This is a genomic window from Paenibacillus sp. FSL H8-0457 (assembly GCF_038051935.1).
Lineage (GTDB): Bacteria > Bacillota > Bacilli > Paenibacillales > Paenibacillaceae > Paenibacillus_AQ > Paenibacillus_AQ lautus_A.
This window is the reverse complement of record NZ_CP150293.1, coordinates 38,983-63,824: the sequence shown is the minus strand read 5'-3', so window position 1 is coordinate 63,824 and position 24,842 is coordinate 38,983. Positions and strand designations below refer to the sequence as shown.

Below are 24,842 nucleotides of genomic sequence, written 5' to 3'. Positions count from 1 at the left end.
TTGCTTCACCTGTCTTTTCACGAAAGAGTAGCGCATGCTACTTAACCTGTAACATGCGCTCTAATGAAGTTCTGGCTTTCTCTGCAACGACCGGCGGCACATAGATCTGCGGCTTCATCGTTTCCAGTGCTTTCACCAGCTTTTTGAGATTATTCACTTTCATATTCGGACATACCAGGAATTTCGTCGCGAAGTGGAACGATTTATCCGGGCTATCCAGTCGAAGCTGATAACCGGTACCGTCCTCAGTGCCCACGATAAACTCCTTGGCCGATGACTGTTTGCAATATTCCAGGATGGCGGTTGTGCTTCCCACAAAGTCCCCCATGGCAACAACCTCCGGACGGCATTCCGGATGCACCACAAATTCAGCCTGGGGATATTTGGCCTTCATCTCGACGACATCCTTAACGGTCAGCATGTCATGCGTGTTGCAGTATCCTTCCCAAATAATGAGTTTCTTGTCGGTGTGCTGCTGAACATAGTGCCCCAGGTTCTTATCGGGAACCCATATAATTTCGTCCGAATCCACCGACTGAATCACTTTCACTGCGTTGGAGGAAGTGCAGCAGATATCCGTTTCGGCCTTGATTTCAGCGGATGAATTGATGTACGTAACCACCTTCGCATTCGGATGCTGCGCTTTCAATTTCCGCAGTCCGTCCACGTTCACCATGTCGGCCATAGGACAGCCAGCCCGTTCATCCGGAATCAGAACCGTTTTGTTTGGTGCCAGGATTTTGGCGCTCTCGCCCATAAAATGCACGCCGCAGAATACGATGACCTCGGCGTCGGTTTGTGCCGCCTTCTGCGCGAGCAAGAAGGAATCCCCACGGAAATCAGCAACCTCCTGAATTTCGTCCCGTTGATAATAATGAGCCAAAATAATTGCATTGCGTTCCTTCTTCAACTGCATTAACCGCTCACGCAGTTCACGGTTCTGTTCTGCCTTGCGCTCCAGTGCCAAAGCTTCCATGATCGACCCTCTCCCTTTATGTTGTCCGGCTGTTCGCCGCTGATGACCATGTGACTTTCAGGATGGTTCCCACCTTTGTGAAAGGAAGCGCATCCTTATTTAACAACTAATGTACACGTTCGTTCTGTCCCCTGTCAATGTGATAGAAAGCACAAAAAGAACCGGAAAACGAATTATCGTTCTCCGGTTCTTCTTTTTTATTCGGTATTCGATGTTTTATCAGCGAATATTACGTTAAACTGCTGTTACCGTTGTCCGATCCGCCTGGAGGATCCTTGCGTTCGGAATCTTTGGTTTCCGGTGCTGGATCATTCGAATCCATCGGGTTGTTCGGAATCTCTTCCGTGGAAGTCGGCTGCCCGCCGTCTTCTTTCCCTTGAATGCGAACTTTCACGTCGCCAATGTTATCGATAATCGGCTCGCCGTTCTCGGAAGAACCTTCACCTTCGCCACTGCCATCGCCTTCAGCCGATCCGGTCTCAATGAGGTTCTTGATCTGCTCAAGCTCCAGTGTTTCCTTCTCCAGAAGCGTGTTGGCAATCAGATGAACCTCTTTGGAATGCTTGGTCAGAAGCTCTCTACACTTCTCATAACATTCGTTAATGAACCGCTGCATTTCCTGATCGATTTCATAAGCGATTGCATCACTATAGTTCTGCTCGTGTCCGATATCACGTCCCAGGAACACTTGTCCTTGGGATGTACCGAACTGCATCGGTCCGAGCTTCTCACTCATACCGTATTCCACAATCATGCTGCGGATGATGCCCGTTGCTTGCTGGAAGTCGCTGTAGGCTCCGGTTCCGATTTCGCCGATGAACAGCTCCTCGGCGACACGGCCGCCAAGCAAACCGGTTACGCGGTCCAGCAATTCCTGCTTCGTTACGAGCATCCGATCTTCCTTCGGCATCATGATGACATATCCGCCGGCACGGCCGCGAGGAATAATCGTTACCTTGTGCACCGTATCCGCATGCTCAAGGAAGTAACCCACAATGGTATGACCGGCTTCATGGTAAGCTACGATGCGTTTCTCGCGGTCACTGATCACGCGGCTGCGCTTCTCGGTACCCACGATAACGCGGTCAATCGCTTCATCCACTTCTCGCATGGAGATATCTTTACGGTTGCGGCGAGCCGCAAGCAAGGCAGCCTCGTTCAGGAGATTCTCCAGATCGGCGCCCGTAAAACCGGTTGTACGTTTGGCGATGATGTCAAGCTTGACATCCTTCGTCAACGGTTTGTTGCGTGCATGAACCTTCAGTACGGCTTCACGGCCCTTCACATCCGGGCGATCGACGGTAATCTGACGGTCAAAACGTCCCGGGCGAAGAAGCGCCGGGTCCAAAATATCCGGTCGGTTGGTCGCAGCGACGATGATAATGCCTTCGTTCGCTCCGAAACCGTCCATCTCAACCAGCAATTGGTTGAGCGTCTGCTCGCGCTCGTCATGACCGCCGCCGAGACCGGCGCCGCGCTGACGACCTACAGCATCAATCTCATCAATGAAGATGATACATGGTGCATTCTTCTTTGCGTTTTCGAACAAGTCGCGTACGCGAGAAGCACCGACGCCGACAAACATCTCTACGAAGTCGGAACCGGAAATACTGAAGAACGGCACTCCCGCTTCGCCGGCAACGGCGCGTGCAAGGAGCGTCTTACCGGTTCCCGGAGGACCGACAAGCAGGACGCCCTTCGGAATGCGAGCGCCAACCGTGTTAAATTTGCGCGGATCCTTCAAGAAGTCAACAACCTCGACAAGCTCCTGCTTCTCTTCATCTGCTCCGGCTACATCTTCAAATGTAATCCGTTTCTTCTCTTCATTATATAAGCGGGCTTTGCTCTTACCAAAGTTCATCACTTTGCCGCCGCCGCCCTGAGCCTGATTGAACAGGAAGAAGAACAGAACAAACATAATGATGAGCGGAATAAAGGATGAAAGCAATGTCAGCCAAATGCTTTGGCCTTCCATTGGCACCACGGACAGTTTGACATTGTTGCTATCACTGGCTGCAGTCAGCTCTTGCATCGCTGCATCCGTGGCAGGAATATAGGTCGAGAAATTCTCCGATTTTTTCTCTTCGGATATCTCCCTATACTTACCGGTCACCAGATAAGCGTAACCGTCAAATTGTACCGTCATTTCCTCTATGTTGTTAGCTTTGACTTCCTGCCGCAGTTGATTATAACTAGGGGCATCGGCTTGCTCGCCGCCATTGGTGACGAATTGTACTATGCCCACCACGACTAAAAATAGAATCAAATAAAAACCAGAATTCCGGATGAACCGACTCATCCCCTACCTCCTCTCAAGACACATAAGATATTTTACCACAGCCTGTCTGGCCATCTCAACAAAGGCCCCCGATCTGTGGTAGCAGCCTATTGGCGCGGTTTAACTGCTGTAGATTTCCGGTTTCAGAATCCCGATGTAGGGGAGGTTCCGGTAATGCTCGGCGTAATCGAGCCCGTATCCGACAACAAAAGCATCCGGCAGCACAAATCCGGTATAATCAGCCTGCAAATCCACCGTACGGCGTGCCGGCTTGTCGAACAGGGTGACAACACGCACCGAGTTTGCCTTGCGGCTCTTCAGAAGCTCAATCAAATGGCTGAGCGTAAGACCGCTGTCGATAATATCCTCCACAATCAGAACATCCCTTCCTTCAACGGAAGCGTCCAGATCTTTAATGATCTTGACCACGCCAGAGGATTTGGTTGATGCTCCATAGCTGGATACAGCCATGAAATCCAACTCTAGAGGTACTGATATGGATTTAACCAAGTCGGCCATAAAAATAAACGCACCTTTAAGAACGCAAATAACGAGCGGATTGCGTCCCTCATATTCGGCGCTGAGCTTGGAACCGAGTTCCTTAATTTTTGCGCGAATCTCTTCTTCACTGATGAGTATTTCCTGAATGTCATTCTGCAACTTAAGTGGACCTCCTACGTTTATACTATGAAAGCGTGAAACGGGCCATTCTTCGTTTTACACTTGCCTTAAACATCCGACAGCTCCATTCGGAGAACTCGTGATGTGTGCCGCCCGCAAGCGGCGTGAACGGAACGTCGTACACCTGGAATCCATACGATGCTGCCGGAACCGTCACAAAGAATAGGAATCCGGGCACGGACAGACGGCGGGATTTTCTCATCAATGAGAATATCTTTCACCTTTTTGCTTCCGTTTAATCCCATGATCTTCATCTTGTCTCCCGGCTGTCTGTTGCGCACGGTTAAAGGAAACTGCAGCTCATCCGCATCAAAATCCGCCACAAAGGCCGATGGTCTGGAGCCGCTCCGGCTTTCGCTTCCTGTCTTTAACGACATTGTCAGCATTTTTCCGATTTCCTTAACATAAAGCTCTGACGCATCAGGAGAATCAAGAATGTATATGTACTGTCCCTGTTCTTCCGGAGGTTTTGGCCAAAACTGGATCACTCCGTACTCACGAACACAGGTAATGCCGTCACCCAGATCCAGACGCCAGTTGCTTCGCTGATCGTTAAGAATGCCGTGGCGCACCGTTTCAATCTTGACAAAATCGGTGTTTTCCTGATCTGAGGGCAGGTAATTTAATATTAGTTTAATCAAACGCCGTTGTAAAGCGACATGTAAGCCCAAAAAGGAAGGCGCGTCGAAAGCGAGCCTCCCATCGTTCTCCTGTACCAAACTCCGAAATTGCTTCGCAGCTTCAAGCTCCACAAAATCATCCTCCTGCTGGACAATTACGGCCAGCTGATTGAGTGAGGAGGAGAACTGCCCGTTGTATCGCTCCAAAAAAGGAAATACTTCCAGGCGAATCGCATTACGGCGGTACTTCGTCTGCAGATTGCTGTGATCCACCGCATACTGGAATCCGCATACGCGGCACAGCTCCACGATATCCGCCTTGTACATACGAAGGAACGGGCGGATAAGTTCCACTTTTTTTTCCGTGCGTTTAAATTTGATGCCGCCCAGGCCCGACAAACCGCTTCCGCGCAGTAGCCTCATGAATACCGTCTCGGCTTGATCGTCGGCATGATGAGCCAGAGCCACGGAGCGCGCATTGTGTTTCCGGGCCGTTTGCAGCAGAAATTCGTAACGCTTCTCTCTTGCCGCCTCCTGTCCACCCTTGCCGCTCTCTTCCATATAAGCGGGAATATCGATGAACGCCGTTTCCAATGGAAGTCCGAGCGACTCCGCCAGCTCGCGCACCATCTCCGCCTCCTGATCCGACTCTTTTCGAAAACCATGATGCACATGAGCGCAGATCAATCGGAGCGGCGTACGGTGCTGTGAGATTTCATGCAGAACGTGAAGAAGCGCAACGGAATCCGGTCCGCCGGAAACGGCAACCACGATACCGTCGCCTTCCGACCACAAATCAAACTCTGCGGCGGTACGCTCGATATGTTGGACGAATGTTCGTAAATAATCCTGTTTCACTTCCAGATCCCCTTTAGAGGTTGTTCAAAAAGTCCGCTTTTGATAAGAAACCCCCTATCGAGGCCACTTCAAAGGATGAGCGACCGCGATGCATAGGTAGGTTTTCTGGCGATATAGAATTTCACCAGTTCCACTGATAACTCATAAATTCTATATCTAACACGAAGTGAATCCGGAAGCCACTCGGCATCGAATCTTGAATTCAGCCGGGCCTAAGCAGATGCTTTCGAAGTATGTTTCCTGCGGAAACATTTCAGGTGCTCACGTACCAAAGCGTACGCTCCATTCCTGACGTCCCTAGTTTCATCCAATCTGAAGCGTCTTGAAAAAACGCACATCGGGAGCATAACCTTCTCGGTGCTGAAAACCGACCTTTTTGAACTCGCACCTTTATGAACTTCCAGTAACAAGGCAACAACTCATGAGCGGAAGAAGAAATAAACGGCGCAGGCCATAATGACCAAGGACAACCCAAACGCGTTCCTTAGCCAGCGCGGCGTACGTCCCGGAACGGGGCGACCGCCTCGGCTCGAGCCTTCATATATCCGTTTTCTCCACTCGTTCAGCGCTTCCCGTGAATCCGCGAATTCTCCCGACAATGCCTTGTTCAGCCAGACGGCGTACGGCTTGAATACGGGGTTTCTTCGCAGCACCAGCTGCAGGTCGGCAACGCTCCGGGTTTGGGGAAGCTGACAAGACGCCTCCTTAAGCGATTTCTCATCCAGCAGGCCGATGCACATCACGGCAAACGAGAACAAATCATAGGATACGTCGCCGGTCCGGCTCCCGGCATTCCAGTATCCCCGGTCGTACCATTCCGTAAACTGCTTTACGCTGCGCCCGAAGGAGCTGACGCCGCCGTAATCGATCAGTTCCACCCTTCCGTAGGCCGAAACCATCACATTATTCGGCTTCAAATCTCCGAACGCATAACCGGATGCATGCAGAACGGACAGCTTCTCAAGCAGCTTCAGCCCGATCAGGCCGACCCACTCGGTGCCGCGTTTGCGAATAAAATGATGCAGCGGGCTCCCCTCGATGTAACGCATGACATAGAAGGACACTTCGCCGCTGCCGTCATGATGATCGTCCGCCTCCACGAGGTAAGGGTCCGTCATTTGTTCTTTGAGTGCATTCAGCACATTAATTTCGGATTGTAGATCCAGAGCGTCATAGCCTACTTTTAAAGCATAACGCTCGCGCACTCCTGCCCGGTGGACCAGATACACCTTGCCGTTAGCCCCTTTACCGAGCATACGTTCCACGATGTACCGGCTGTTCCGCCATTTGCCCTTAATTACGGTTCCTGGCGGATAACCCGGGTTAGACAACGTAGTCACCGAGCATCCCTTCCTCTTGGCTGGAACGACCCTGCCATGATTGATTACCTTCTAGTGTACCATATCGGTAAAATTCAATCACCTTTAACAAGGCAGGTCCTGTCGGCGTCGCCCCCTTCATCTGCAGCCTGCTGAACATGCCGCGGGCACCGTCAAGATCCGAGGTCCAATCCACGTCCATGACGATATCCTCGCCGCTATGTTTTCCGGGAAAATGGAATACCGACAATTCGCTTGAGCCTGCGCGCGCTTTCAAGCTCAGCATCAGGTCGCGTATCGCTTCCTCAACGGCTGCCAGCTTAGGCTTCATGCTTGCACTTGCATCGATTAACAGCGCAACCTGAAGGGATGACGTCTCGGCCAGCTCATCCACCACTTCGACGACTTGCGAACGCTTGTCCGGCGGAAGTTCCTCCAGCGTCCCGCCTCCCAAAATATGCTGTATCTCCTTATTTACCGCTTGTTGGATCGTCTGAACCACCGTTTTCCGAGTCATCATCTGCATCGTCTGCGCAAGCTGCGGCGTACCTACGATCCGGTGTATGCCTCCTCCCGCTTTGGCTATCTCCTGTATTTCCAATCCCCCAAGTTCACCGATCGTCCCGTAATCAAGGACCCCCACCACGTTTACGACAATACCATCCTGCAGCGCATGCGCCGCGGCCAGAACCGGACTGGCACCGACATTCGAACACCCGTCTGTAATCAGCAAGATTTGTTTCATAATAAATTGCCTCCCGTCTGATCCATCCTATCGATTGGATTTCTATCTCTATCATTTCCACATTCAAGAGAGTTCAAACGACAATCAGGAAGAATAGACGGAAAAGAATTGATCGGCTCCGGGCCTCCATTTCCCGGGTAATCGCTTTGTTATATTGTAAATCCTCAGCTAACCGTTCGAGGCCGCTCCATGCGGGCGAATCCCGGAACATGCACATTCGACCATTCCGGATGGAAGTGATCCACGCGCCCGACCACCACCGTCATATCATCATGGATTTGATTCTGTTGATAGCGTATCACCTTCTCAAGCAGGCAATCGGCTATTTCCTGCGGGTCTTCACTGTTCACCTCCTGGATCATTCGTTTCATCCATAACTCCTTGTTCACCGCGTAACCCGGCGCATCATAAATGCCGTCCGTCATCATAATGAGAACATCGCCCGCCTGCAGCTGCAGGGATACCAAATCCACCTCGATATCCTGGATAATGCCGATGGGAAGATTGCTGGCCGAGACCGGTATGACATCATTGCCCCTTTTGATAAAGCTTGGCGTCGAACCGATCTTCATAAAAGTGGTCTGAGCCGTGTATTGATCGATGAGAGCCATATCGACCGTGGCATAGATTTCATCCGGCGAGCGCAGCATCAGGATCGAGTTGACCGATTTAATTGCCAGCTTCTCATCCATGCCGGATTGAAGCAGCTGCTCTAATATATTCAGGGCCGAGCTGCTCTCGAGCCTTGCCCTTTCCCCGTTCCCCATTCCATCGCTGAGCGCTACCGCAAACGTGCCGTTGCCCAGCTCAACCGTACTGAAACTATCCCCTGATAAAATATCTCCTCCCTTGGCCGCTGCCGCTACGCCCGTCATAATTTCAAATGTTTTGGCCGACCCGAAACGCACCGTCGCCAATCCGTCCCTTGGATGGGTCAGGGTTTCTTCCATAACTGCGATATGCTCCCCGAGAATGTCGGACAGCAGCGGCCCGATAATCTTCCTGCATTCGTCGTATCCGCGGGTATACGCATGAACGATCTCAATCTCGACCTGACCCGAATCCAGGCTAATAATATCGATGCCTTGAATCGATAACCCCAACTGCTGCAGCGCTTCCCTGATCTGCTCCTCCTGAATGTGCATCGTCTGGCTTTCCCGTTTAATCTCTCGAGCCAAATCCTCCATGACCTGCGACACACCGGATAATTGTTCCGCTACCAGATGGCGGCTATCGTATATTTGGCGTTTCCACTGCATATCATGTTGGTAAAGATGATACTGCTGCTTCAGGATGCCGAGCACCTCCTCCTTCTTGGCGCAGATCCGGCTCCACTCCGGCGGCAGATCGTCTGCTTCCATCTCGGGATTCTCCTCGATCGAGGTCATCATATCGGTCATATATTTATAAGTCTGGTAGAATTTCATGTCCCAGCACTGATTCCGTTTATAGCAGGTGGCGCAGCTTCCTTCCGCCACGGCATTCATGAAATGATTCATCTCCTCCGCCTGTTTGCCTGGAGGCTGTATGACCCCTGACGTTTGTCCGAAACTTTGCGAGAGCTGGCGGAACACCTTGGAGAATTGGGTCACGCGATCGGCTGTGAGGTCCCGGACCCGCTTGGCATACTCATGCTGAGAACGAGTATGATCCTGCGTCCCCGGCACATATCTGCCGATGGCCTGCATCACGCTTTTCGGTGTAATGAGGAACAGCACGATGGCCGCGCAGGTTTCCCATGTGGAGATCATGACTTCTCCGGGATTGCTGAAATAGATGGAAAGAATGGTTGCCCCGAGCAGCATGCCCAGCGAAACGCCGCCCTTCTTCCCTTCCTTCAGCATACCGGCGAGCATCCCGGAAAAGGCGAGCAGGCTCATCTGCGAGAAGGCCGATATATTGGCCAAACTGAGGATTAGGCCCGTCACTACGCCAACCGAAGCGCCCAGCGGCGCACCCCCTACCAACGCAAACAGCAGAATCAGATACCGGGATAAGACATGCTCCACCGACAGGGATTGAACGGTCCAGCCGACGGCACCTGTCATGACCGACGCCAGCAGAATGATGATGCATAGAATTTCTTCATTACGAAGAACATGCGTTTTTTTACGAAGCGTCAGCACCGGAATCGCCTGGATAAAGACCAGCGTCAACACGAAACTGAGTACGGCATTTAAGGTGAGCATCATCATGGAGTACCAGGTAATGCTTGGTCCGATGAGGACGCTGAACAGGTTCACAAAAAAGGTGGAGACAAATACCATCAAAGGTGCATAAGACAATTCCGCCCGATCATATGTCTCCAATCCCCGCATCATAAAATAAAAGATCAAAATCTCTGCCGGCACCATCCATGCCACCGGAAAGGAAGCAAATAAACTTCCTGCAACGATCGCTGCGCCTACCGGCAGCAAAACATCGCGTCGCATAAAGGCGATGACTGCGAAATAGGCGACTGCAAATGGAGAAAGTTCCCCCAGAATCATAGCTCGTCCGAGCAGAAAACCCATGAAGGTTAGCAGGATCATCCACTTCTTTGCGGCCAGGAAGTGGATGGGACGCTGCAGGAAAGGCAGCTGCCCTAACCGTTCCGCCACGCGGGCACGAATAGAACCCGCTCCCCCTTTAACTGCCTCAGTACCCGGAAACATCACCAGATTTCTTTTATCCATTATGCTGGCACCCCATTCTTCACGAATTTGTTGGTCCCATTATAAAACCCCCGTTTCGGAAAGTTTGTCAGAACACCGGACAAGCCCCAAAGAAATTTCCGACAAAATCAACGTGCCCTGCGAACGTTCGGGAAACGACCGCTCATCCCCCGCGCCCAGCCGGGTTTCCGCAGGTCTAGCCTGGGGCGTTCGGGCGGATCATTTCCCGAATTGAGGCGGCCATCCCGCGTTCATTCCGCAGATTGGCGCCGTAAAATGCGTAGGAACCTGTCGTACCCTTGGATGCAACGACAAAAAAACCGCAGAAGGCAATTTCCCTCTGCGGTCAGTTTATATTTTATCGAATTACATACGTTTGGCTCCGCGTCCGCCGCGTTTGCCTTCCGTATTCTTCTTGAGCGAAGAGATTCGTTCTTCACTGTCTTTCAGGAAGCGTGACATTTTATCCTCAAATGAAGGCTTGTTGGCCGCAGGCTTAAACGGGCGTCCACCGCGTTCGCGGTTGAATCCTCCTCCACCGCCACCTCCGAATCGTTCTCCGCCGCCTCCACTGCGTTCCGGTCTCGGTGCGCGGGGTGGACGACTTTCGGAAGCCGGCTTGTCGACAGCCTGCTTGATCGAAAGACCGATCTTGCCGTCCTTGTCGACATTAATCACCTTCACGGTAACGACATCGTTGATCTTCAAATGATCGTTGACATCCTTAACGTAGTTGTCGGCGATTTCCGAGATGTGAACGAGACCCGTGACACCTCCTGACAGATCCACAAATGCTCCAAAATGCGTTATGCCTGTCACCTTGCCCTCTAACTTGGTGCCCACTTCAATTGCCATAGAATAAAATGATCCTCCCTTAAAAATATACAGTCCGATTTAGAAATCGCGCTGCGGTGATTTGATTATACGATAATGACCTAAACAAGGTCAACAGACGTCTGTCATGCCTAATTACGGCGATTCGCCCGAATTTTGGGGCTGAATGATCGGCGTTTCATTCGGCAGATACAATCCGAACTTCTTGCGGGCAATCTGCCCGATATATTCTGGGTCCTTCAATCGCTCCACTTCGTGAGTAATCTGGATGAGCGACTGTTCAACGGACTTATAATCCTCTTGCTTCTGAGCTAGCGCTTCGTTCTGATTACGGATGCGGTCATTCTGGGACCAGAGCGTTGATCCTGCCCAGATCAAAAACAGCGCCATCATCGCCACAAACATTCTCTTACGCCGGCGGGCGCCTTTGTTCTTTGTCTTGGTTTGTTGGGGAGCCTGCTTCGATGGATCAGCAAATCTTCCCATGACCATACCTCCTAAAACCAGCGCTTCCACGCCTTGATAACCTTGTCCGCTAATTGCCTGCTCCATGCCGGCAGCCTGACCCTGGATGTGATCGGTCTCAGCATCCATTTCAGGAGTCGCCAAAAAGGCATGAGGCATTTAAGGATTAAACGCAACAGCGACAGGAGAAACTTCCATAGAAACCTTAACAGCCCTAAGCCCAGCATCAGGATTCCTTTGATCGGATTCCATAATAGCATACGGAACAGCTTGTACAAAAAGGACAGCAAGCCTTTTGTCACTTGAATTAACATTACCACAAAACGCTGGGTTATGACACTCCATAATAAAAAATAGATCCAAACCCCTATAAATAGCCCAACAAACACATAAAAGCGTAGCTGCCCGTCATTGGTCATGTATAACATGCGAAAAATGAAGAAGGCTGCCGCAATCCAGTAAAGGAAGTCCAGGGCATGCTTGGACCATTGCGGGAAACGGAGCTGCCCTGCCAGCACCCGGTAGCTGTCGAAGGCGACTCCCATCGCTGCTCCGGAGAAGAGCATCCAGAGCAGCGTGATCCATTGTACGCTGGGATTCATTTAAACAGCTTGCCCAGCAGACTCTTGTTCTTGGTCTGCGAACCGGGATTCAAATATATCAGGGAGTGCACCTGACCTTCAATCGACAAAAGCCCCTCTTCCAGGCTGAGATTTTTAATATGTAAATTTTGCCCCCGAATGGTCAGATGCCCAAGCTCGGTCTGAAGCAGGAATTCTTCGCTGTCAAAGCTCTCCACGTTTTGGACACCCGTAATGTCCAGCAGCTTCCGGTTCTGCATCCGCAGATCATGAAACTTGCCCTTCCCTTGGTCGATCATGGCATGTACCCCTCCTTTTAACAATAGCTTATGGGGAGGTGCCTGTCTTTAGAACCGGAAGCGGCGCACACCTTCATGAAAGATCGGAAAGCAGCCGGGATGCTTCATAAACGAACGGGAGCCCGGATCTCCCGTACATATATACACGCCAGGATGAAAACAGAAACGTCCCCCCCACCTTATGGTGAGAGGGACGTTTCATGGAACGGCTCGGGCTGTTTACCAGTCCAATCCGCGATCTTTAACGATCGGTTCTTCCTTGACCAAGGTATAGAGGCTGGTCGCCTCATCTTTACGGGTTGTCTCGGTAAGACGCTCGACCCGGACGGTCACCAGCTTCTGGCCAAACTGGACGGTGATCTCATCGCCCACTTTAACCGTGCTGCTCGGCTTGGCCTCGCGGCCGTTGATCAGCACCCGGCCTTGATCCGATACATCTTTCGCTACGGTACGCCGCTTGATTAACCTCGATACTTTCAGGAATTTATCGACGCGCATTATTTTACAGCTTCTTTAAGCTTGTTGCCTGCCTTGAACGCAGGAACGTTGGATTCTGGAATTTCGATCGTGTTGCCTGTTTGCGGGTTGCGGCCTGTGCGTCCAGCGCGCTTGCGAGTTTCGAATGTACCGAAGCCGATCAATTGAACTTTATCGCCATTAGCCAAAGCTTCCGTGATTTCGCCAAGGAAGCCGTTCAGGACGTTCTCTACGTCTTTTTTAGTCAATCCACTTTTACCGGAAATGTTGTTGATCAGATCTGTTTTGTTCATGAATTAAATCCTCCCAATTATCAGAAAAATATAAGATTTACGGTTATTCGGTTATACCGCCTTGCACTCTGCAAGATTTCACCATTAATGATTATTCTGGATGCCTTGCGGAATTCCTGCCGCATATCCCTATTTTTTTATTTTTTACGTGAAAAGATGCGTTTTTTCACTCTTCGATACCGCCGTGATGCGCCGATCCCGTTTTGGCGGACTGCCACAGGGCTTCCATCTCGTCCAAGGTGCTTTCCTGCAGGGTTTTGCCCTGGGCGGCAAGCTGCTCCTCTATGTAGCTGAAGCGATGGATAAACTTCCGGTTCGTTCTCGAAAGCGCCTCTTCCGGATCCGCGCCGATGAATCTTGCCGCATTGGAAACCGCGAACAACAGATCGCCGAGCTCGAGCGCCGTATCCTCGTCGGATTGACCCTCCGTCACCGCTTGCCGCAGCTCACCGAGCTCCTCCTCAATCTTCTGGAATACGCCGTCGATGTTATCCCAATCGAAGCCCACCTTGGACGCCTTCTTCTGGAGCTTGTACGCCTTCATCAAGGCGGGAAGGTCCCGCGGGATGCCGTCCAGCGCCGAGGCCTTCTCCGGGGAGAGCCCCTTGCGCCGTTTCTCTTCCGCCTTCATCTGCTCCCAGTTCTGCAGGGCCGATTCCGCGTCTTTGGCGCTGCTCTCGCCAAAAACATGCGGGTGGCGGAAGATCAGCTTGTCATTCAGGGCTTGAATGACGTCGTACACCGTGAAGGTGCCCAGCTCTTCTTCCATCTGGGAATGCAGCATAATTTGCAGGAGCAGGTCGCCGAGTTCCTCCTGCATATGCTCGGGATCATCCTCGTCAATCGTCTCCAATACCTCGTAGGTTTCTTCGATCAGATTTTTGCGGATGGATTCGTGGGTCTGCTCACGGTCCCACGGACAGCCTTCGGGACTGCGGAGAATGCCAACGATCTCATGAAGCCTCGCAAACGTCCGCTGCCTCAGATTGCTGTCATCGCTTCGGGGTACATAGATCAGCGACAAATTGCCGTATCCGTCGATGCGATCGAGCTCGAAGAGCGGCACTTGCCGGATCGCTTCCTCGCCCTCAACGCCCAGCGCATGGCCGACAATGACGGGATAATCGTCCGGATACAGCTCCATCAGCGCCAGTTTCACTTCCGAAGCCGTAAACATGTCATACACCTGGCCGATCAGGGTATGCAGCTGCGGCTGGATGACGCTTGCTCGAAGCTCAGCGGCATCGAGCAGCTGGAAGCCCTCAATGGGATCGAAACCAAGGCGGACGAAGGCCTCGTCCAGAAAGCTCTCGCCGCCGAGCACCGTAAGCGTCACATTCTCTCCGGGGCAGCGCTCGCGCAATAGCCGGACCGTTGCCTCCGCTACCATCGGATGCCCGGGTACCGCGTAGACGATCTCGCGCTCGTCGTCCTTCGCGGCCTTGGCCAAGTTGATTAGAGCGGCTGCAATGGATTCGTACACCTCGGGAAAGGTGTCGTGCGCTTCATACACATGGTCAAACGATTCCGGCTGAACCTGGAACTCTTTCAACGCAGCCATGACGGGATGGGATAATGTGCGCACATACACCTTCGATGCCCGCTGCATGGTTTTGATGATGCCTATCGTCAATCGATCCGGATTGCCAGAACCCAAGCCGACCACCGTAATGGATGCACTCATAAGCTACTTCCTTTCGTCTTCGTCCGCCTTGTCGACGTCGTTATCGTACACTACTATATCACAGAAGATCAAATATCTGCACGTCTGCCCGGTTCAGCGCAGCACGCGCAGGGCCCGCAAGAAGGCTGCCAGCGGTCTTCCGACCTTCGGCAGCATCCGAAGCTCCTCCTCGGTGAGGAGCTTCGTGACCGCAGCGCCGATGAGGAAGGCGCCGCAGCCGGCCGCGACGCCGCTCAGGCTCGCGAACACGTGGGTCAGGCGGCCTGGTGCGAAGCCGGCCGCCCCCAGAAGGCCGCCGGACGCGGCACTTGCGCCCCAGGCGGCCAGCGCCACCGCAGCGAGGACCGGCAGCGTCCTCGCGAGCATCCCGCCGGCGTCAAGACGGGCGCCGGCCCTTCGCGAGAGCAGCGCGAGGTTGAGCGCGGCTGCGGTCAGATGCGCAGCGACGCCGGCGATGGCCGCGCCGGTAATGCCGAACTGCGGCACCAACAGCAGGTTGAGCAGCAGTTTCAAACCGGCCGCAGCCAGCAGGTGAATCGCCGGCCCCTTGACCATGCCGATGCCCTGGAGCAATGCTGCCGTAATCGTGCTCAGCGTCCCCCCGGCAGCTGTAAAGGCAATCACCTGCATCGTGCCCGTACCTGCGGCAACTTCATACAGCATGATATTGATCGGCTCAGCCAGCACAGCCAGGCCTACGGAGGCCGTCATGCCGATCAGCCAGAACCAGCGAAGGGCCATGCGGCTTTGGCTTGCGACCCGGTCCGATTCTCCCTTGAACTTGGCTTCCGCCAACGCAGGGATGAACAGCACCGACAAGGAAGCGGCCAGCATCGTAACCAGCTGGACCAGCGGCAGGCCGCGGTTATAGACCCCAAACTCCGCCATGGCCAGCGATTCGCCAAGTCCGCCGGACGCCAATAACCGGGGCACGGTGAAAGTGTCCACCAGTCCGATTAGCGGAACCGCCAGCAGACTGAGGCAGACCGGGATGCCATAAGCGAGCAGGCGGCCAAGCAGAACACCTGCTCCCTCTTTAGTTACATCGGCACGCATCTCCGTTTTGTTCATACCGAACTCTCCGGATTCGTGCCTTGCTGCTCCCCGCGAGGTGCTCCGAGATGCCCGGATATGCTTGCGCCAGTAGATCCCCATCACCAAAAGCCCGGCGGCACCGCCGGCAGCAGATCCAAGCAGCGCCCCCGCCGCAATCACGTCGGCATCGGCGCCGACACGGATCAGGTAGAGCAGCAGCACGATCATGACCCCGACGCGGACCATCTGCTCCGTAATCTGGGAGATGGCCGTCGGCACCATATTATGCAGTCCCTGAAAATAACCGCGCAGAACCGACATCCAGGGTACGAAGGCCAGCGCCAAAGCTCCTGCGCGGAGAGCCGGTATTACCTGGCTGCTGCCGATCCACTTCCCGATCCACGGAGCGCAGGCGTACATCAGGAAACCAAGGATCAGGCCGAACAGCACCAGCGCGGCGGAGGACAATCGCAGCAGCCGATGACCGTCCCGAGTGCGCCCTTCCGCCTCATACTCTGCCACATACTTGGATACGGCCGCGGGGAAGCCGATCGCCGCGATCGTAATGATCATCATATAGAACGGATAAACCGTGTTGTAGATGCCAAAGACGGCATCGCCGCCCATGTTTTGCAGCGGTATTTTTTGCAGCGTGCCAATCAGCTTGGACAGAATGGCGGCTGCGCTGAGGATAAACGCTCCCTGCAGCAGCCTTGCCCCGGTTTGATCTGGTTTCATATCCTCTTCCAATCCCCTAGTCTCTTCTTTCGCATCACCAGCCGATCCTCATGCAGACGCTGCCATGCGTACCTCCATTATAACCAAGGGTGGGAGAGTGTCACAAAATTCGACCGGACAAAACAAAAACTCCCTGCTGCCGATTGACCTAGTGATCAACGTTCAGCGGGAGTCTCCATCCAAGGAACGATGTCCTCGTCTACTGTTCCATTTGCTTGCCGAGGAAACCTGCGGCAGTTTCAGCCATTTTCACTTCCATCTCGCCCATGTTCACGGATTCGTCCTTGTTCAGCAGCACGACGCTGCCAATCGGGTCTCCTCCTGCAATGATAGGCGCGGCGACAAAAGCGGACAACGCTTCCGGATTGTCTTTGCTGATCTCATACGTACCGTTGTTGCTTTCCAGTACCGTCTTGCGATTTTCCATGCAGTTTTCCAGAAGGTTGCCGATCGGCTTGTCCAAATACTCCTTCTTGGAGCCGCCTGCAACGGCGATAAACGTATCACGGTCCGATATGATCGTGATGTGGCCTGTACTCTCATAAAGGGACTCTGCATATTCCTTCGCAAAATCGCCCAATTCACCGATCGGTGAATATTTCTTCAGAATGACTTCGCCATCCCGGTCCACGAAGATTTCGAGCGGGTCGCCTTCGCGAATCCGCAGTGTGCGTCTAATTTCTTTTGGAATGACCACGCGCCCGAGGTCATCAATACGGCGGACGATACCAGTAGCTTTCATGTCACTTGTTGCCCCACTTTCATAAGAAGATTTTTCAACTACTGTTCCATTCGGGAAGAGGATGTCCCCAGGTATATAAGAGTTAATGTCTGACCATAGTATTCATCCATTCCCAATTCCTTATACATCATCTACCCTCTGTTGGTTGCGAAATCCAAAAATAAATCTCGTCAGGAGCGACTTCACCGCCCCGGGGGGAGAAAAAATCCATAACGCGCGCATCGCACGTTATGGATTCAAAGGATCACGCCATTTCATCATCACGCTGGCCGTCGATTTGGCATCACTCGCAGCACCATATCCTTGTGCCGATACCGGTCCACGGGCCACGGGCTTATTTACCCGTATCTTCCTTGCCTGCATCCGGTGTTTGGTCGCCCTCTGCCGGTTTGTCGGTCGTGCCGTCCGTCTTCTGGTCACCCGTGCCTTCGGCAGGCTTGTCCGCATTCTCGCTCTTCGGAAGGTTCATGCTCTCAATCAGGTTGTTGAGTTCATTCTGCATAAAGTTGTCGATCTTCGCCGAAGCCAGTTCGCTCCGAATGCCTTCCTTCTGATCGGCTGGAAGCTTGTCATACGTCACTTCCTCGCGCTTCTCCACTTTCATGACATGGTAGCCGTAATCGGTTTCTACCGGATCGCTGATTTTGTTCAGTTCCAGCGTTAAGGCCTTTTCCTTAAATTGAGGCACCCAGCTGCCTGCCGGCTTGTTCTCATACAGGCCTCCGCTGTCCTTGGAGCCCGGGTCCTGGGAATATTCCTTCGCCAAAGCAGCAAAATCCTCCCCTTTATTCAGCTTGGACTGTACTTCCTTGGCAATTTTGAGCGCCTCGCCCTCCGGTCTCTCCTTGCCTTCGGCATCTTGAAAAGCAATCAGGACATGACGAACGCTAATGTTGGTGTAGTCCTTCTTGTTCGCATCGAATTCCTTCTTGATATCCTCTTCGGTTACCTGATTCTTCTCATGCTCCATGACGGTCATGACGCGAAGCATATAATTCTTCAGGTCGTCCTCCGTCAATTTTTGAGATTCCAGGGCAGCTTTAAACTGTTCCTCGCCCATTCCGGCTTTTTGCTGCTTTAACAAATCATCCGTTTGCTTCTCGGCAGCTTCCTTGGCTTTATCGTCAGCTTTGGCGTACAGGTACTCATACGCTACCCCCTGTTTCGCCAAATACTCCTTAAATTCATCCATTTGCAAAAATTGGGCATATTCCGGGGACATGAACTGAATCATGCGCTGTTCCAGATCAAATTCCTTCTCGGTAATTTCTCCACCCTTATATTTGACAATGACTTTGCTGTTATCTTCTTCGGCACCTTTAGTCTTGTCGTTTCCGCACGCAGCGATCATCGACATGGATAGTACTGCTGTGATCGATACAATAAACGTCTTCCATGCCTTATTATTTCTTGACGGCATTTTGTAGTTCTCCCTTCAGGTTGAATGGCCCTTGTGCAGCCTCCAGGAATTGCTCAAGCAATTCTAACAGTTGTTGATCGGATAGTCCCTTGCCTTTGATTCGAATGGCCATAGCCGGCCCTTGTTCAAATTGTACACGTCTTTCGAACTTATTTCCAATTTGCGCAAGCCCTGCGGTGTCCACCGCTTTATCCTGCCCTTCATAAAACTGCAGCAGAACGTCGTCCCCGCGCTGGGTAATGGAATCGATCCCGTACGTACGGCCATATACCTTCAAGCGGGATACGGCAAGCAGGTTGCTTACCGCCAGCGGCAGCTCGCCAAAGCGGTCAAGCAGCTCGTCCTCAAGCTCAGCCGATTCGTCGATCGAGGAAACGACGGCCACTTTTTTATAAATTTCGATCTTCTGAATGCTGTCATAGATGTAATCGGACGGCAGGTAAGCGTCAATCCCCAAATCGATGGACGTGTTCCAGTCCTTCGACGGCAATGACGGCTCGCCCAGCATGCTGACTTTGCGTTTCTGAATCTCCTCTGCCAGCATCTGCGAATACAGGTCAAACCCGACCGAAGCGATGAAGCCATGCTGCTCCGCCCCGAGCAAGTTGCCCGCTCCGCGGATCGACAAGTCCCGCATCGCAATCTTGAATCCGGAGCCCAGCTCCGTAAACTCTTTAATCGACTGCAGCCGCTTCTCGGCTACTTCGGTCAGCACCTTATCCCGCTGGTACGTGAAATAGGCATACGCGATCCGGTTGGAACGTCCGACGCGCCCACGCAGCTGGTACAGCTGGGAGAGGCCCATTTTGTCGGCGTCGTGCACGATAAGCGTGTTGACATTCGGAATGTCGACACCCGTCTCGATAATGCTTGTGCTCACCAATACGTCGTATTCGCCGTCCAGGAAATCGAGAATGGTCTTCTCCAGCTCCGTTTCCGACATTTGGCCATGCCCTACGCCTACGCGGGCCTCCGGCACCAGCATCGATATCTGGGCTGCCATCTCTTGGATCCCTTGAACCCGATTGTAGAGATAGTATACCTGGCCACCTCGGGCCAGCTCCCGTTCAATGGCTTCCCGCACCAAGGTCTGGCTATGCTCCACGACATACGTCTGCACCGGAAAACGGTTCTCCGGCGGCGTCTCGATTACGGACAAGTCCCGAACGCCGAGCATCGACATATGCAGCGTGCGCGGAATCGGCGTTGCCGTCAGCGTCAGCACGTCGACATTGGTCTTCAGCTTTTTCAATTTTTCCTTATGCGTAACGCCAAAGCGCTGCTCCTCATCCACGATCAGCAGCCCCAGATCCTTGAACACAATATCCTGGGACAGGAGTCGATGCGTGCCGATCAGAATATCGACCGAGCCCTGCTTCACTTTTTTGATCGTCTCATTCTGTTCCTTACGGCTGCGGAAACGGCTCAACACCTGGATATTGATCGGGTAATTGGCGAAGCGCTCCCGGAACGTCTCGTAATGCTGCTGGGCCAGAATCGTGGTCGGTACCAGCACCGCAACCTGCTTGCCTTCGATCGCCGCCTTGAATGCAGCGCGAACCGCCACTTCCGTTTTCCCGTAACCGACGTCACCGCACAAGAGCCGGTCCATCGGACGGTTCTGCTCCATGTCTTTTTTGATTTCGGTAATGGCCCGAAGCTGATCGGGGGTTTCATCATAAGGGAACATGTCCTCGAATTCCTGCTGCTCGGACGTATCCTTCTCAAATCCGTACCCCGGCGCAGACTGACGCTCGGCATACAGCTTGATCAGATCGTCGGCGATATCCTGAACGGAGGAACGAACCTTGTTCTTGACCCGCGTCCATTCATTTCCGCCCAGCTTGTAAACCTTCGGCTCTTTATCCTCGGAACCGACATATTTCTGGATGAGATCGATCTGCTCGATCGGAACGGACAGCTTATCGCCCCCGGCGTAGAGAATATGCATGTAGTCCTTATGGATCCCGTTGATTTCGAGCGTCCCGATCCCCATATATTTCCCGATGCCATGGTTTTGATGCACTACATAATCGCCGACCTTGAGCTCCGTATAACTCTTGATGCGCTCGGCGTTGTCCATATTCTTCGTGGTTTTGCGTGTTTTTCGCTGCTTTGAGGAGAACATCTCGCTCTCCGTAATAATGGCCGCGTGAACCGAGGGCATCTCGAAGCCGTTCTGGAGATGGCCTTCCAGCATAACCGGTTCTTCGATGCCGTAGTCCTGCAGAACCCGCCGCATCCGGTCCATCCGCTCCGCATCGCCGGCAAGCATCATGACCTGGACGCCTGACTTCTTCCAGCGTTCCATCTCGGCCTTGAGCACGTTCATCTGGCCATGGAAATCCTGCATGCCGCGCGTAATGACATTGACGATATTCTGCGGCTGCATTCTCGGCACCTGGCGCAGGAAGATGGAGATCATCAGACTCTGGTAAGGATGTTGATAAATCAGCTCCTCCGTATCCAGGGACAACGGCAGATCCGGCAGCGATTTGCCGTTTTGCATCAGATGCAAATTCCATTCCGCTTCATCCCGCTCCAGCTGCTTGGCTGTTTCCAGCAGACGGGCAGGCTCATCCATGATCAGAATCGTATCCTTCGGCATGTAATCGTACAGATTGGTCTTCTCCGGATACAACAAGGAGATATATTTATAGATTTCAGGGAAGTAGATCCGCTCGCGCAGCATTTCGACTTCCCGGTGTATTTCATCCCGCAGTCGGAGCTTGGCCTGACGGTCGCTCATGCGTTCAAGCTGCGCCTCCAGCAGGCGGACCACCGTATCCGCCGTGCGGCTGAGCCGCTCCGCATCCGCAATGATTTCCTTGCACGGTGTGATCATGACCTCCCGGACCTTATCGATGGAGCGCTGATCCGTCGGATCAAAGGTTCGGATCGAGTCGATATCCTCATCAAACAGCTCGACGCGGTACGCCATGGCTGTTGTCATTGGGTAGAAGTCGATGATCCCCCCGCGGACGCTCATCTCGCCGCGGCGCTCTACCCGTTCCACGCGTTCGTACCCCATCTCGATCATCCGGTTGAGGAAGGCGTCCAACACGAGGGTCCCGCCGTCGTGAAGCACGATTCGGGCATCGGACATCACCTCGGGAGCGGGGAGAAGGCGGCGCACGCCGGAAAATGGCGCAACGACAATACCCCGGAAGCCTCTTGCACAACGGACGAGCACATCGATCCGCTGCGCCAGAGTCTCGGGGCTTGAAACGGCCGACTCGGCCGCCACCAGTTCATTCGCAGGGTATAACAGCACTTGATCCGATGACAGCGCTTCCTGTAAATCATCTGCGATTTTCTGGGCTGAAAACATATTATGAGTGACCACGAGCAGCGGGCGCTGCTGGTCCTGGTGCAGGGCAGCCATTAAGATCTGTCTGGACGACCCGGAAAGACCGGAGATCAATTGCTCCCTCATGCCGGCATGAACGCCAGACGTTATGGATTTGAAGTCCGAATCCTTCGAAAATACATCAATAAGTGCTTGTAACAAAAGGGGCACCTCTCTTATGCAAAAGAAATGAATTTCCTAGACTCTATTTCTCATGGAATTTTAGACGATTGCCGAAAAATTATAACCGAAAAGAAGCCTTGAGCAAAACTGCCAAGGCTAAAGCAGCGGCAGGCTCTGCCGCTGTATGTCATCTACGAAAAAACGTCGTGTACCCCATTATACTCTCATTGCAGGGGGTTTGCCAAAAGGCTGAGTTCCGGATGGGCCTCGAGCGCTTCCCTGCAATGATCGCAGGTTACCCGAACCATCACTTCTCCGTTAAAATCATACGCTATTATATCCCTGCGTTCCTCAGGGGTCAAGGAATCAAATCCGAGACGGGCTTCGGATACATCATGGGAATCGATGCGGCCCTGGAACGCTCGACAATGTCTGCAAACATAGGTTATCGCCATCATATGCCTCCTGAAGGTCGTATATTACCTTCAGTATGCCCGGATTTCCCTTGTTTAAGACCCGGATGTCCCCATTATCGAATACCTCGGAGTCATCTTACGGGGATACTTCATCTTTGTTCCTCTGTTCCTCACCTATGTTGCTCTTCTACGACTTGTTAAACTTCGCCATAGTCTGCTCAAAGGTATGACCCAAACTGAATTCCAGTGCGTCACAGGTCTCTTCCACCATGTGCTGCAGCTGTTCGCGCTCCTTCTTCGGGAACGTCCCGAGCACGTAGTCGACAATCGCATAACCCGGCTCGGGTCTCGAAATGCCCATTCGGACCCGGTTGAAGCTCTGGGTTCCGGTATGCTGAATGATGGACTTGATGCCGTTATGTCCTCCGGCGCTGCCCTGATACCGCAGGCGGATTTTACCGACGACGGTATCCAAATCATCATAAACCACAATCATGTCTTCCAGGCTCACCTTATAATAATCCATATAAGCACGCACAGCCTCGCCCGAGAGATTCATGAACGTCATCGGTTTGATCAGGACGGTTTTGGTGCCGCCAATCATTCCTTCGGCGATGACCGATTTGCATTTATTCTGATTGAACTTCAGGCCATGGCGCTCTGCGAGGGCATCCAATGCCATGAATCCAACATTGTGGCGTGTCTTCTCATAATTGGGACCGGGGTTGCCCAGTCCGACAATCCATTTCATCACAGGTTGATTCCTTTCACGATTTATACTTTCTTCTTTGCGCATTTCTGAGTACAATATGAACAAAACCTATTGGCGTTATGCCCTCATAAGAAGGTGAATCGGCATTGAAAGCTTTCGAACAGAAATTAACGCATCACAGCCATTTTCAATACCATATGAAGCATGGCATCCCTGTTCAGGTCTATGAACTCGGTTGTCACATCGACGTGGGTCTGATCACTGCGGTCGACGCCTATTTTGTCGAGCTTGAGGGAACGCTGTACAACCGGAGTACGTTCACTTTCATCTCCAGGCCCGGATACTGACAAGGGATGGACGCCGCCCTGACATTGGCAGGTCATGATTTTGAAAACGTTTTCTTGATGGCTGTCCATCTGCATCTGCTAAAGGGCCGTAATGCCGTCATAGCCGACAAGGGCTACATTTCCCTCATGAGGAGATGTAACCCTGCCTTTTACACGGTTTATTATTCTATTTCAAACAACTTGCTGATCGACAATTCCTCGTGAACCCGGATGATGGCTTCACCCATCAACGGAGCAACCGACAGTACCGTCAGTTTGCTGCTAGGGTTCGGATTGGTGATCGGAATGGTATCCGTTACGACAACTTCCTTCAGCGGGGAGTTTTCCAGACGCTCATGGGCAGGGCCCGAGAGAACCGGATGCGTACAGCACGCATAGACTTCCTTCACGCCGCCTTCCATCAACGCATTGGCACCCAGCACAATCGTTCCGGCGGTATCGATAATGTCATCGATCAGAATGGCGGTCTTGCCTTCGATATTCCCGATAATGTTCATGACTTCACTGACATTCGGCTCCGGCCGGCGTTTATCGATAATCGCCAGCGGGGCATTCAGGAAATCAGCAAGCTTTCTCGCGCGAACCACGCCGCCGTGATCCGGAGATACAACGACCGGGTTCTCGATCTGCTTCGAACGGAAATATTGGGCGAGGATCGGCACGCCAAGCAAATGATCCACCGGAATATCGAAAAATCCTTGAATCTGCATCGCATGCAGGTCCATCGTAATGACGCGATGAGCCCCTGCCTTTTCGATCAGGTTGGCAACCAGCTTAGCGGTGATCGGATCCCGCGAACGCGCTTTACGGTCTTGACGGGCATATCCGTAATACGGAATAACCACGTTGATGCTCTTCGCGGATGCCCGCTTGAGCGCATCCACCATAACCAGCAGCTCCATCAGGTTATCATTCACCGGCAAGCAAGTGGACTGCACAATATAGACATGACAACCCCGTACGCTCTCGGAGAGCTTAACTTGAATCTCGCCGTCACTGAAGCTGGTTGTATGCGACTCTCCCATCGGAATGCCGATGTAATCAGCGATTTGATGGGCAAGTTTAGGATTGGAATTACACGTGAATATTTTTAATTTAGAATCAAGATAAGTCATAGAATAAAAACCCTCCGTGCTGGTTCGTTGAATTAGGCTATCCGATCACCGCTTCTTATCTTGGAAATGAGAAGCAGGGAT

Annotated in this window: 22 protein-coding genes; 1 reads left to right on the top strand and 21 read right to left on the bottom strand. The window is 52.6% G+C overall.

What is annotated here, in order from left to right; translation table 11 throughout:
- Positions 1-37: 37 nt before the first annotated feature.
- The 20 genes from nadA to pth all read right to left on the bottom strand — a co-directional run bounded on the left by nadA (position 38) and on the right by pth (position 23,338).
- A complete protein-coding gene (nadA, locus tag MHI43_RS00295) occupies positions 38-976 on the bottom strand; it encodes a quinolinate synthase NadA (protein ID WP_012818324.1) in 939 nt (312 codons plus the stop codon).
- A 229-nt stretch (positions 977-1,205) separates the two neighbouring features.
- Positions 1,206-3,275 (bottom strand): ATP-dependent zinc metalloprotease FtsH, encoded by a 2,070-nt coding sequence (ftsH, locus tag MHI43_RS00290; protein WP_009591914.1) that lies wholly within the window; start codon positions 3,273-3,275, stop codon positions 1,206-1,208.
- A gap of 99 nt (positions 3,276-3,374) precedes the next feature.
- Entirely contained in the window at positions 3,375-3,914 is a 540-nt protein-coding gene (gene hpt / locus MHI43_RS00285) for a hypoxanthine phosphoribosyltransferase (protein ID WP_012818323.1), read from the bottom strand.
- Between the two features lie 68 nt (positions 3,915-3,982).
- Positions 3,983-5,413 carry a tRNA lysidine(34) synthetase TilS gene (gene tilS, locus MHI43_RS00280; RefSeq protein WP_036661699.1) on the bottom strand — a complete coding sequence of 477 codons (1,431 nt, stop codon included), beginning with the start codon at positions 5,411-5,413 and terminating at the stop codon, positions 3,983-3,985.
- Positions 5,414-5,832: 419 nt separating this feature from the next.
- The gene (locus tag MHI43_RS00275; RefSeq protein WP_012818321.1) at positions 5,833-6,753 is read right to left on the bottom strand and encodes a serine/threonine protein kinase; all 921 of its coding nucleotides are present in this window, start codon (positions 6,751-6,753) and stop codon (positions 5,833-5,835) included.
- Positions 6,737-7,477 (bottom strand): VWA domain-containing protein, encoded by a 741-nt coding sequence (locus tag MHI43_RS00270; protein WP_009591933.1) that lies wholly within the window; start codon positions 7,475-7,477, stop codon positions 6,737-6,739. The genes MHI43_RS00275 and MHI43_RS00270 overlap by 17 nt, the downstream gene beginning before the upstream one ends.
- A 164-nt stretch (positions 7,478-7,641) precedes the next feature.
- Positions 7,642-10,152, bottom strand: coding sequence for a stage II sporulation protein E (gene spoIIE, locus MHI43_RS00265; RefSeq protein ID WP_036661701.1), 2,511 nt, complete (start codon positions 10,150-10,152; stop codon positions 7,642-7,644).
- A 345-nt stretch (positions 10,153-10,497) separates the two neighbouring features.
- On the bottom strand, positions 10,498-10,986 hold the full coding sequence (locus MHI43_RS00260) for a S1 domain-containing RNA-binding protein (protein WP_009591896.1): 489 nt from the start codon (positions 10,984-10,986) through the stop codon (positions 10,498-10,500).
- A 114-nt stretch (positions 10,987-11,100) separates the two neighbouring features.
- The gene (locus MHI43_RS00255; protein ID WP_009591911.1) at positions 11,101-11,451 is read right to left on the bottom strand and encodes a septum formation initiator family protein; all 351 of its coding nucleotides are present in this window, start codon (positions 11,449-11,451) and stop codon (positions 11,101-11,103) included.
- An 11-nt stretch (positions 11,452-11,462) separates the two neighbouring features.
- Positions 11,463-12,032: a spore cortex biosynthesis protein YabQ gene (gene yabQ, locus MHI43_RS00250; protein WP_009591929.1), complete on the bottom strand. Its 570-nt coding sequence runs from the start codon at positions 12,030-12,032 to the stop codon at positions 11,463-11,465.
- On the bottom strand, positions 12,029-12,310 hold the full coding sequence (gene yabP / locus MHI43_RS00245; protein WP_009591926.1) for a sporulation protein YabP: 282 nt from the start codon (positions 12,308-12,310) through the stop codon (positions 12,029-12,031). The genes yabQ and yabP overlap by 4 nt, the downstream gene beginning before the upstream one ends.
- A 219-nt stretch (positions 12,311-12,529) precedes the next feature.
- Positions 12,530-12,808, bottom strand: a complete 279-nt coding sequence (locus tag MHI43_RS00240) for an RNA-binding S4 domain-containing protein (protein ID WP_009591909.1) — start codon at positions 12,806-12,808, stop codon at positions 12,530-12,532.
- On the bottom strand, positions 12,808-13,080 hold the full coding sequence (locus tag MHI43_RS00235) for an HU family DNA-binding protein (RefSeq protein WP_009591918.1): 273 nt from the start codon (positions 13,078-13,080) through the stop codon (positions 12,808-12,810). The genes MHI43_RS00240 and MHI43_RS00235 overlap by 1 nt, the downstream gene beginning before the upstream one ends.
- 166 nt (positions 13,081-13,246) lie before the next feature.
- Complete coding sequence (gene mazG / locus MHI43_RS00230) at positions 13,247-14,764, bottom strand: nucleoside triphosphate pyrophosphohydrolase (RefSeq protein ID WP_012818318.1); 1,518 nt, start codon at positions 14,762-14,764, stop codon at positions 13,247-13,249.
- A gap of 93 nt (positions 14,765-14,857) precedes the next feature.
- Positions 14,858-16,537 carry a polysaccharide biosynthesis protein gene (locus MHI43_RS00225; RefSeq protein ID WP_036661722.1) on the bottom strand — a complete coding sequence of 560 codons (1,680 nt, stop codon included), beginning with the start codon at positions 16,535-16,537 and terminating at the stop codon, positions 14,858-14,860.
- A 199-nt stretch (positions 16,538-16,736) separates the two neighbouring features.
- The gene (gene spoVT, locus MHI43_RS00220) at positions 16,737-17,279 is read right to left on the bottom strand and encodes a stage V sporulation protein T (RefSeq protein ID WP_009591908.1); all 543 of its coding nucleotides are present in this window, start codon (positions 17,277-17,279) and stop codon (positions 16,737-16,739) included.
- 334 nt (positions 17,280-17,613) lie between these two features.
- Positions 17,614-18,699: a peptidylprolyl isomerase gene (locus MHI43_RS00215; protein WP_009591915.1), complete on the bottom strand. Its 1,086-nt coding sequence runs from the start codon at positions 18,697-18,699 to the stop codon at positions 17,614-17,616.
- Complete coding sequence (mfd, locus tag MHI43_RS00210) at positions 18,683-22,210, bottom strand: transcription-repair coupling factor (protein ID WP_009591945.1); 3,528 nt, start codon at positions 22,208-22,210, stop codon at positions 18,683-18,685. Before mfd ends, MHI43_RS00215 begins: the two co-directional genes overlap by 17 nt.
- A gap of 185 nt (positions 22,211-22,395) precedes the next feature.
- Positions 22,396-22,626 (bottom strand): anti-sigma-F factor Fin family protein, encoded by a 231-nt coding sequence (locus MHI43_RS00205; protein ID WP_009591947.1) that lies wholly within the window; start codon positions 22,624-22,626, stop codon positions 22,396-22,398.
- 148 nt (positions 22,627-22,774) lie between these two features.
- Complete coding sequence (pth, locus tag MHI43_RS00200) at positions 22,775-23,338, bottom strand: aminoacyl-tRNA hydrolase (protein WP_012818314.1); 564 nt, start codon at positions 23,336-23,338, stop codon at positions 22,775-22,777.
- A gap of 107 nt (positions 23,339-23,445) precedes the next feature.
- Between pth and MHI43_RS00195 the strand changes: the two genes are divergently transcribed.
- Positions 23,446-23,646, top strand: a complete 201-nt coding sequence (locus MHI43_RS00195; protein ID WP_006207422.1) for a hypothetical protein — start codon at positions 23,446-23,448, stop codon at positions 23,644-23,646.
- Positions 23,647-23,807: 161 nt separating this feature from the next.
- On the opposite strand, the gene MHI43_RS00190 is transcribed toward MHI43_RS00195, so the two are convergent.
- Positions 23,808-24,761 carry a ribose-phosphate diphosphokinase gene (locus MHI43_RS00190; protein ID WP_006207421.1) on the bottom strand — a complete coding sequence of 318 codons (954 nt, stop codon included), beginning with the start codon at positions 24,759-24,761 and terminating at the stop codon, positions 23,808-23,810.
- Between the last annotated feature and the right edge of the window lie 81 nt (positions 24,762-24,842).

What these genes read in the sequence shown, in the direction of transcription:
- MHI43_RS00270 (WP_009591933.1), bottom strand. Translation starts at nt 7,477, where the DNA reads ATGAAACAAATCTTGCTGATTACAGACGGGTGTTCGAATGTCGGTGCC.
- pth (WP_012818314.1), bottom strand. Translation starts at nt 23,338, where the DNA reads ATGAAATGGATTGTCGGACTGGGCAACCCCGGTCCCAATTATGAGAAG.
- spoIIE (WP_036661701.1), bottom strand. Translation starts at nt 10,152, where the DNA reads ATGGATAAAAGAAATCTGGTGATGTTTCCGGGTACTGAGGCAGTTAAA.
- yabP (WP_009591926.1), bottom strand. Translation starts at nt 12,310, where the DNA reads ATGATCGACCAAGGGAAGGGCAAGTTTCATGATCTGCGGATGCAGAAC.
- MHI43_RS00255 (WP_009591911.1), bottom strand. Translation starts at nt 11,451, where the DNA reads ATGGGAAGATTTGCTGATCCATCGAAGCAGGCTCCCCAACAAACCAAG.
- MHI43_RS00240 (WP_009591909.1), bottom strand. Translation starts at nt 12,808, where the DNA reads ATGCGCGTCGATAAATTCCTGAAAGTATCGAGGTTAATCAAGCGGCGT.
- MHI43_RS00260 (WP_009591896.1), bottom strand. Translation starts at nt 10,986, where the DNA reads ATGGCAATTGAAGTGGGCACCAAGTTAGAGGGCAAGGTGACAGGCATA.
- MHI43_RS00190 (WP_006207421.1), bottom strand. Translation starts at nt 24,761, where the DNA reads ATGACTTATCTTGATTCTAAATTAAAAATATTCACGTGTAATTCCAAT.
- MHI43_RS00235 (WP_009591918.1), bottom strand. Translation starts at nt 13,080, where the DNA reads ATGAACAAAACAGATCTGATCAACAACATTTCCGGTAAAAGTGGATTG.
- nadA (WP_012818324.1), bottom strand. Translation starts at nt 976, where the DNA reads ATGGAAGCTTTGGCACTGGAGCGCAAGGCAGAACAGAACCGTGAACTG.
- MHI43_RS00205 (WP_009591947.1), bottom strand. Translation starts at nt 22,626, where the DNA reads ATGGCGATAACCTATGTTTGCAGACATTGTCGAGCGTTCCAGGGCCGC.
- ftsH (WP_009591914.1), bottom strand. Translation starts at nt 3,275, where the DNA reads ATGAGTCGGTTCATCCGGAATTCTGGTTTTTATTTGATTCTATTTTTA.
- mazG (WP_012818318.1), bottom strand. Translation starts at nt 14,764, where the DNA reads ATGAGTGCATCCATTACGGTGGTCGGCTTGGGTTCTGGCAATCCGGAT.
- spoVT (WP_009591908.1), bottom strand. Translation starts at nt 17,279, where the DNA reads ATGAAAGCTACTGGTATCGTCCGCCGTATTGATGACCTCGGGCGCGTG.
- MHI43_RS00215 (WP_009591915.1), bottom strand. Translation starts at nt 18,699, where the DNA reads ATGCCGTCAAGAAATAATAAGGCATGGAAGACGTTTATTGTATCGATC.
- yabQ (WP_009591929.1), bottom strand. Translation starts at nt 12,032, where the DNA reads ATGAATCCCAGCGTACAATGGATCACGCTGCTCTGGATGCTCTTCTCC.
- MHI43_RS00225 (WP_036661722.1), bottom strand. Translation starts at nt 16,537, where the DNA reads ATGAAACCAGATCAAACCGGGGCAAGGCTGCTGCAGGGAGCGTTTATC.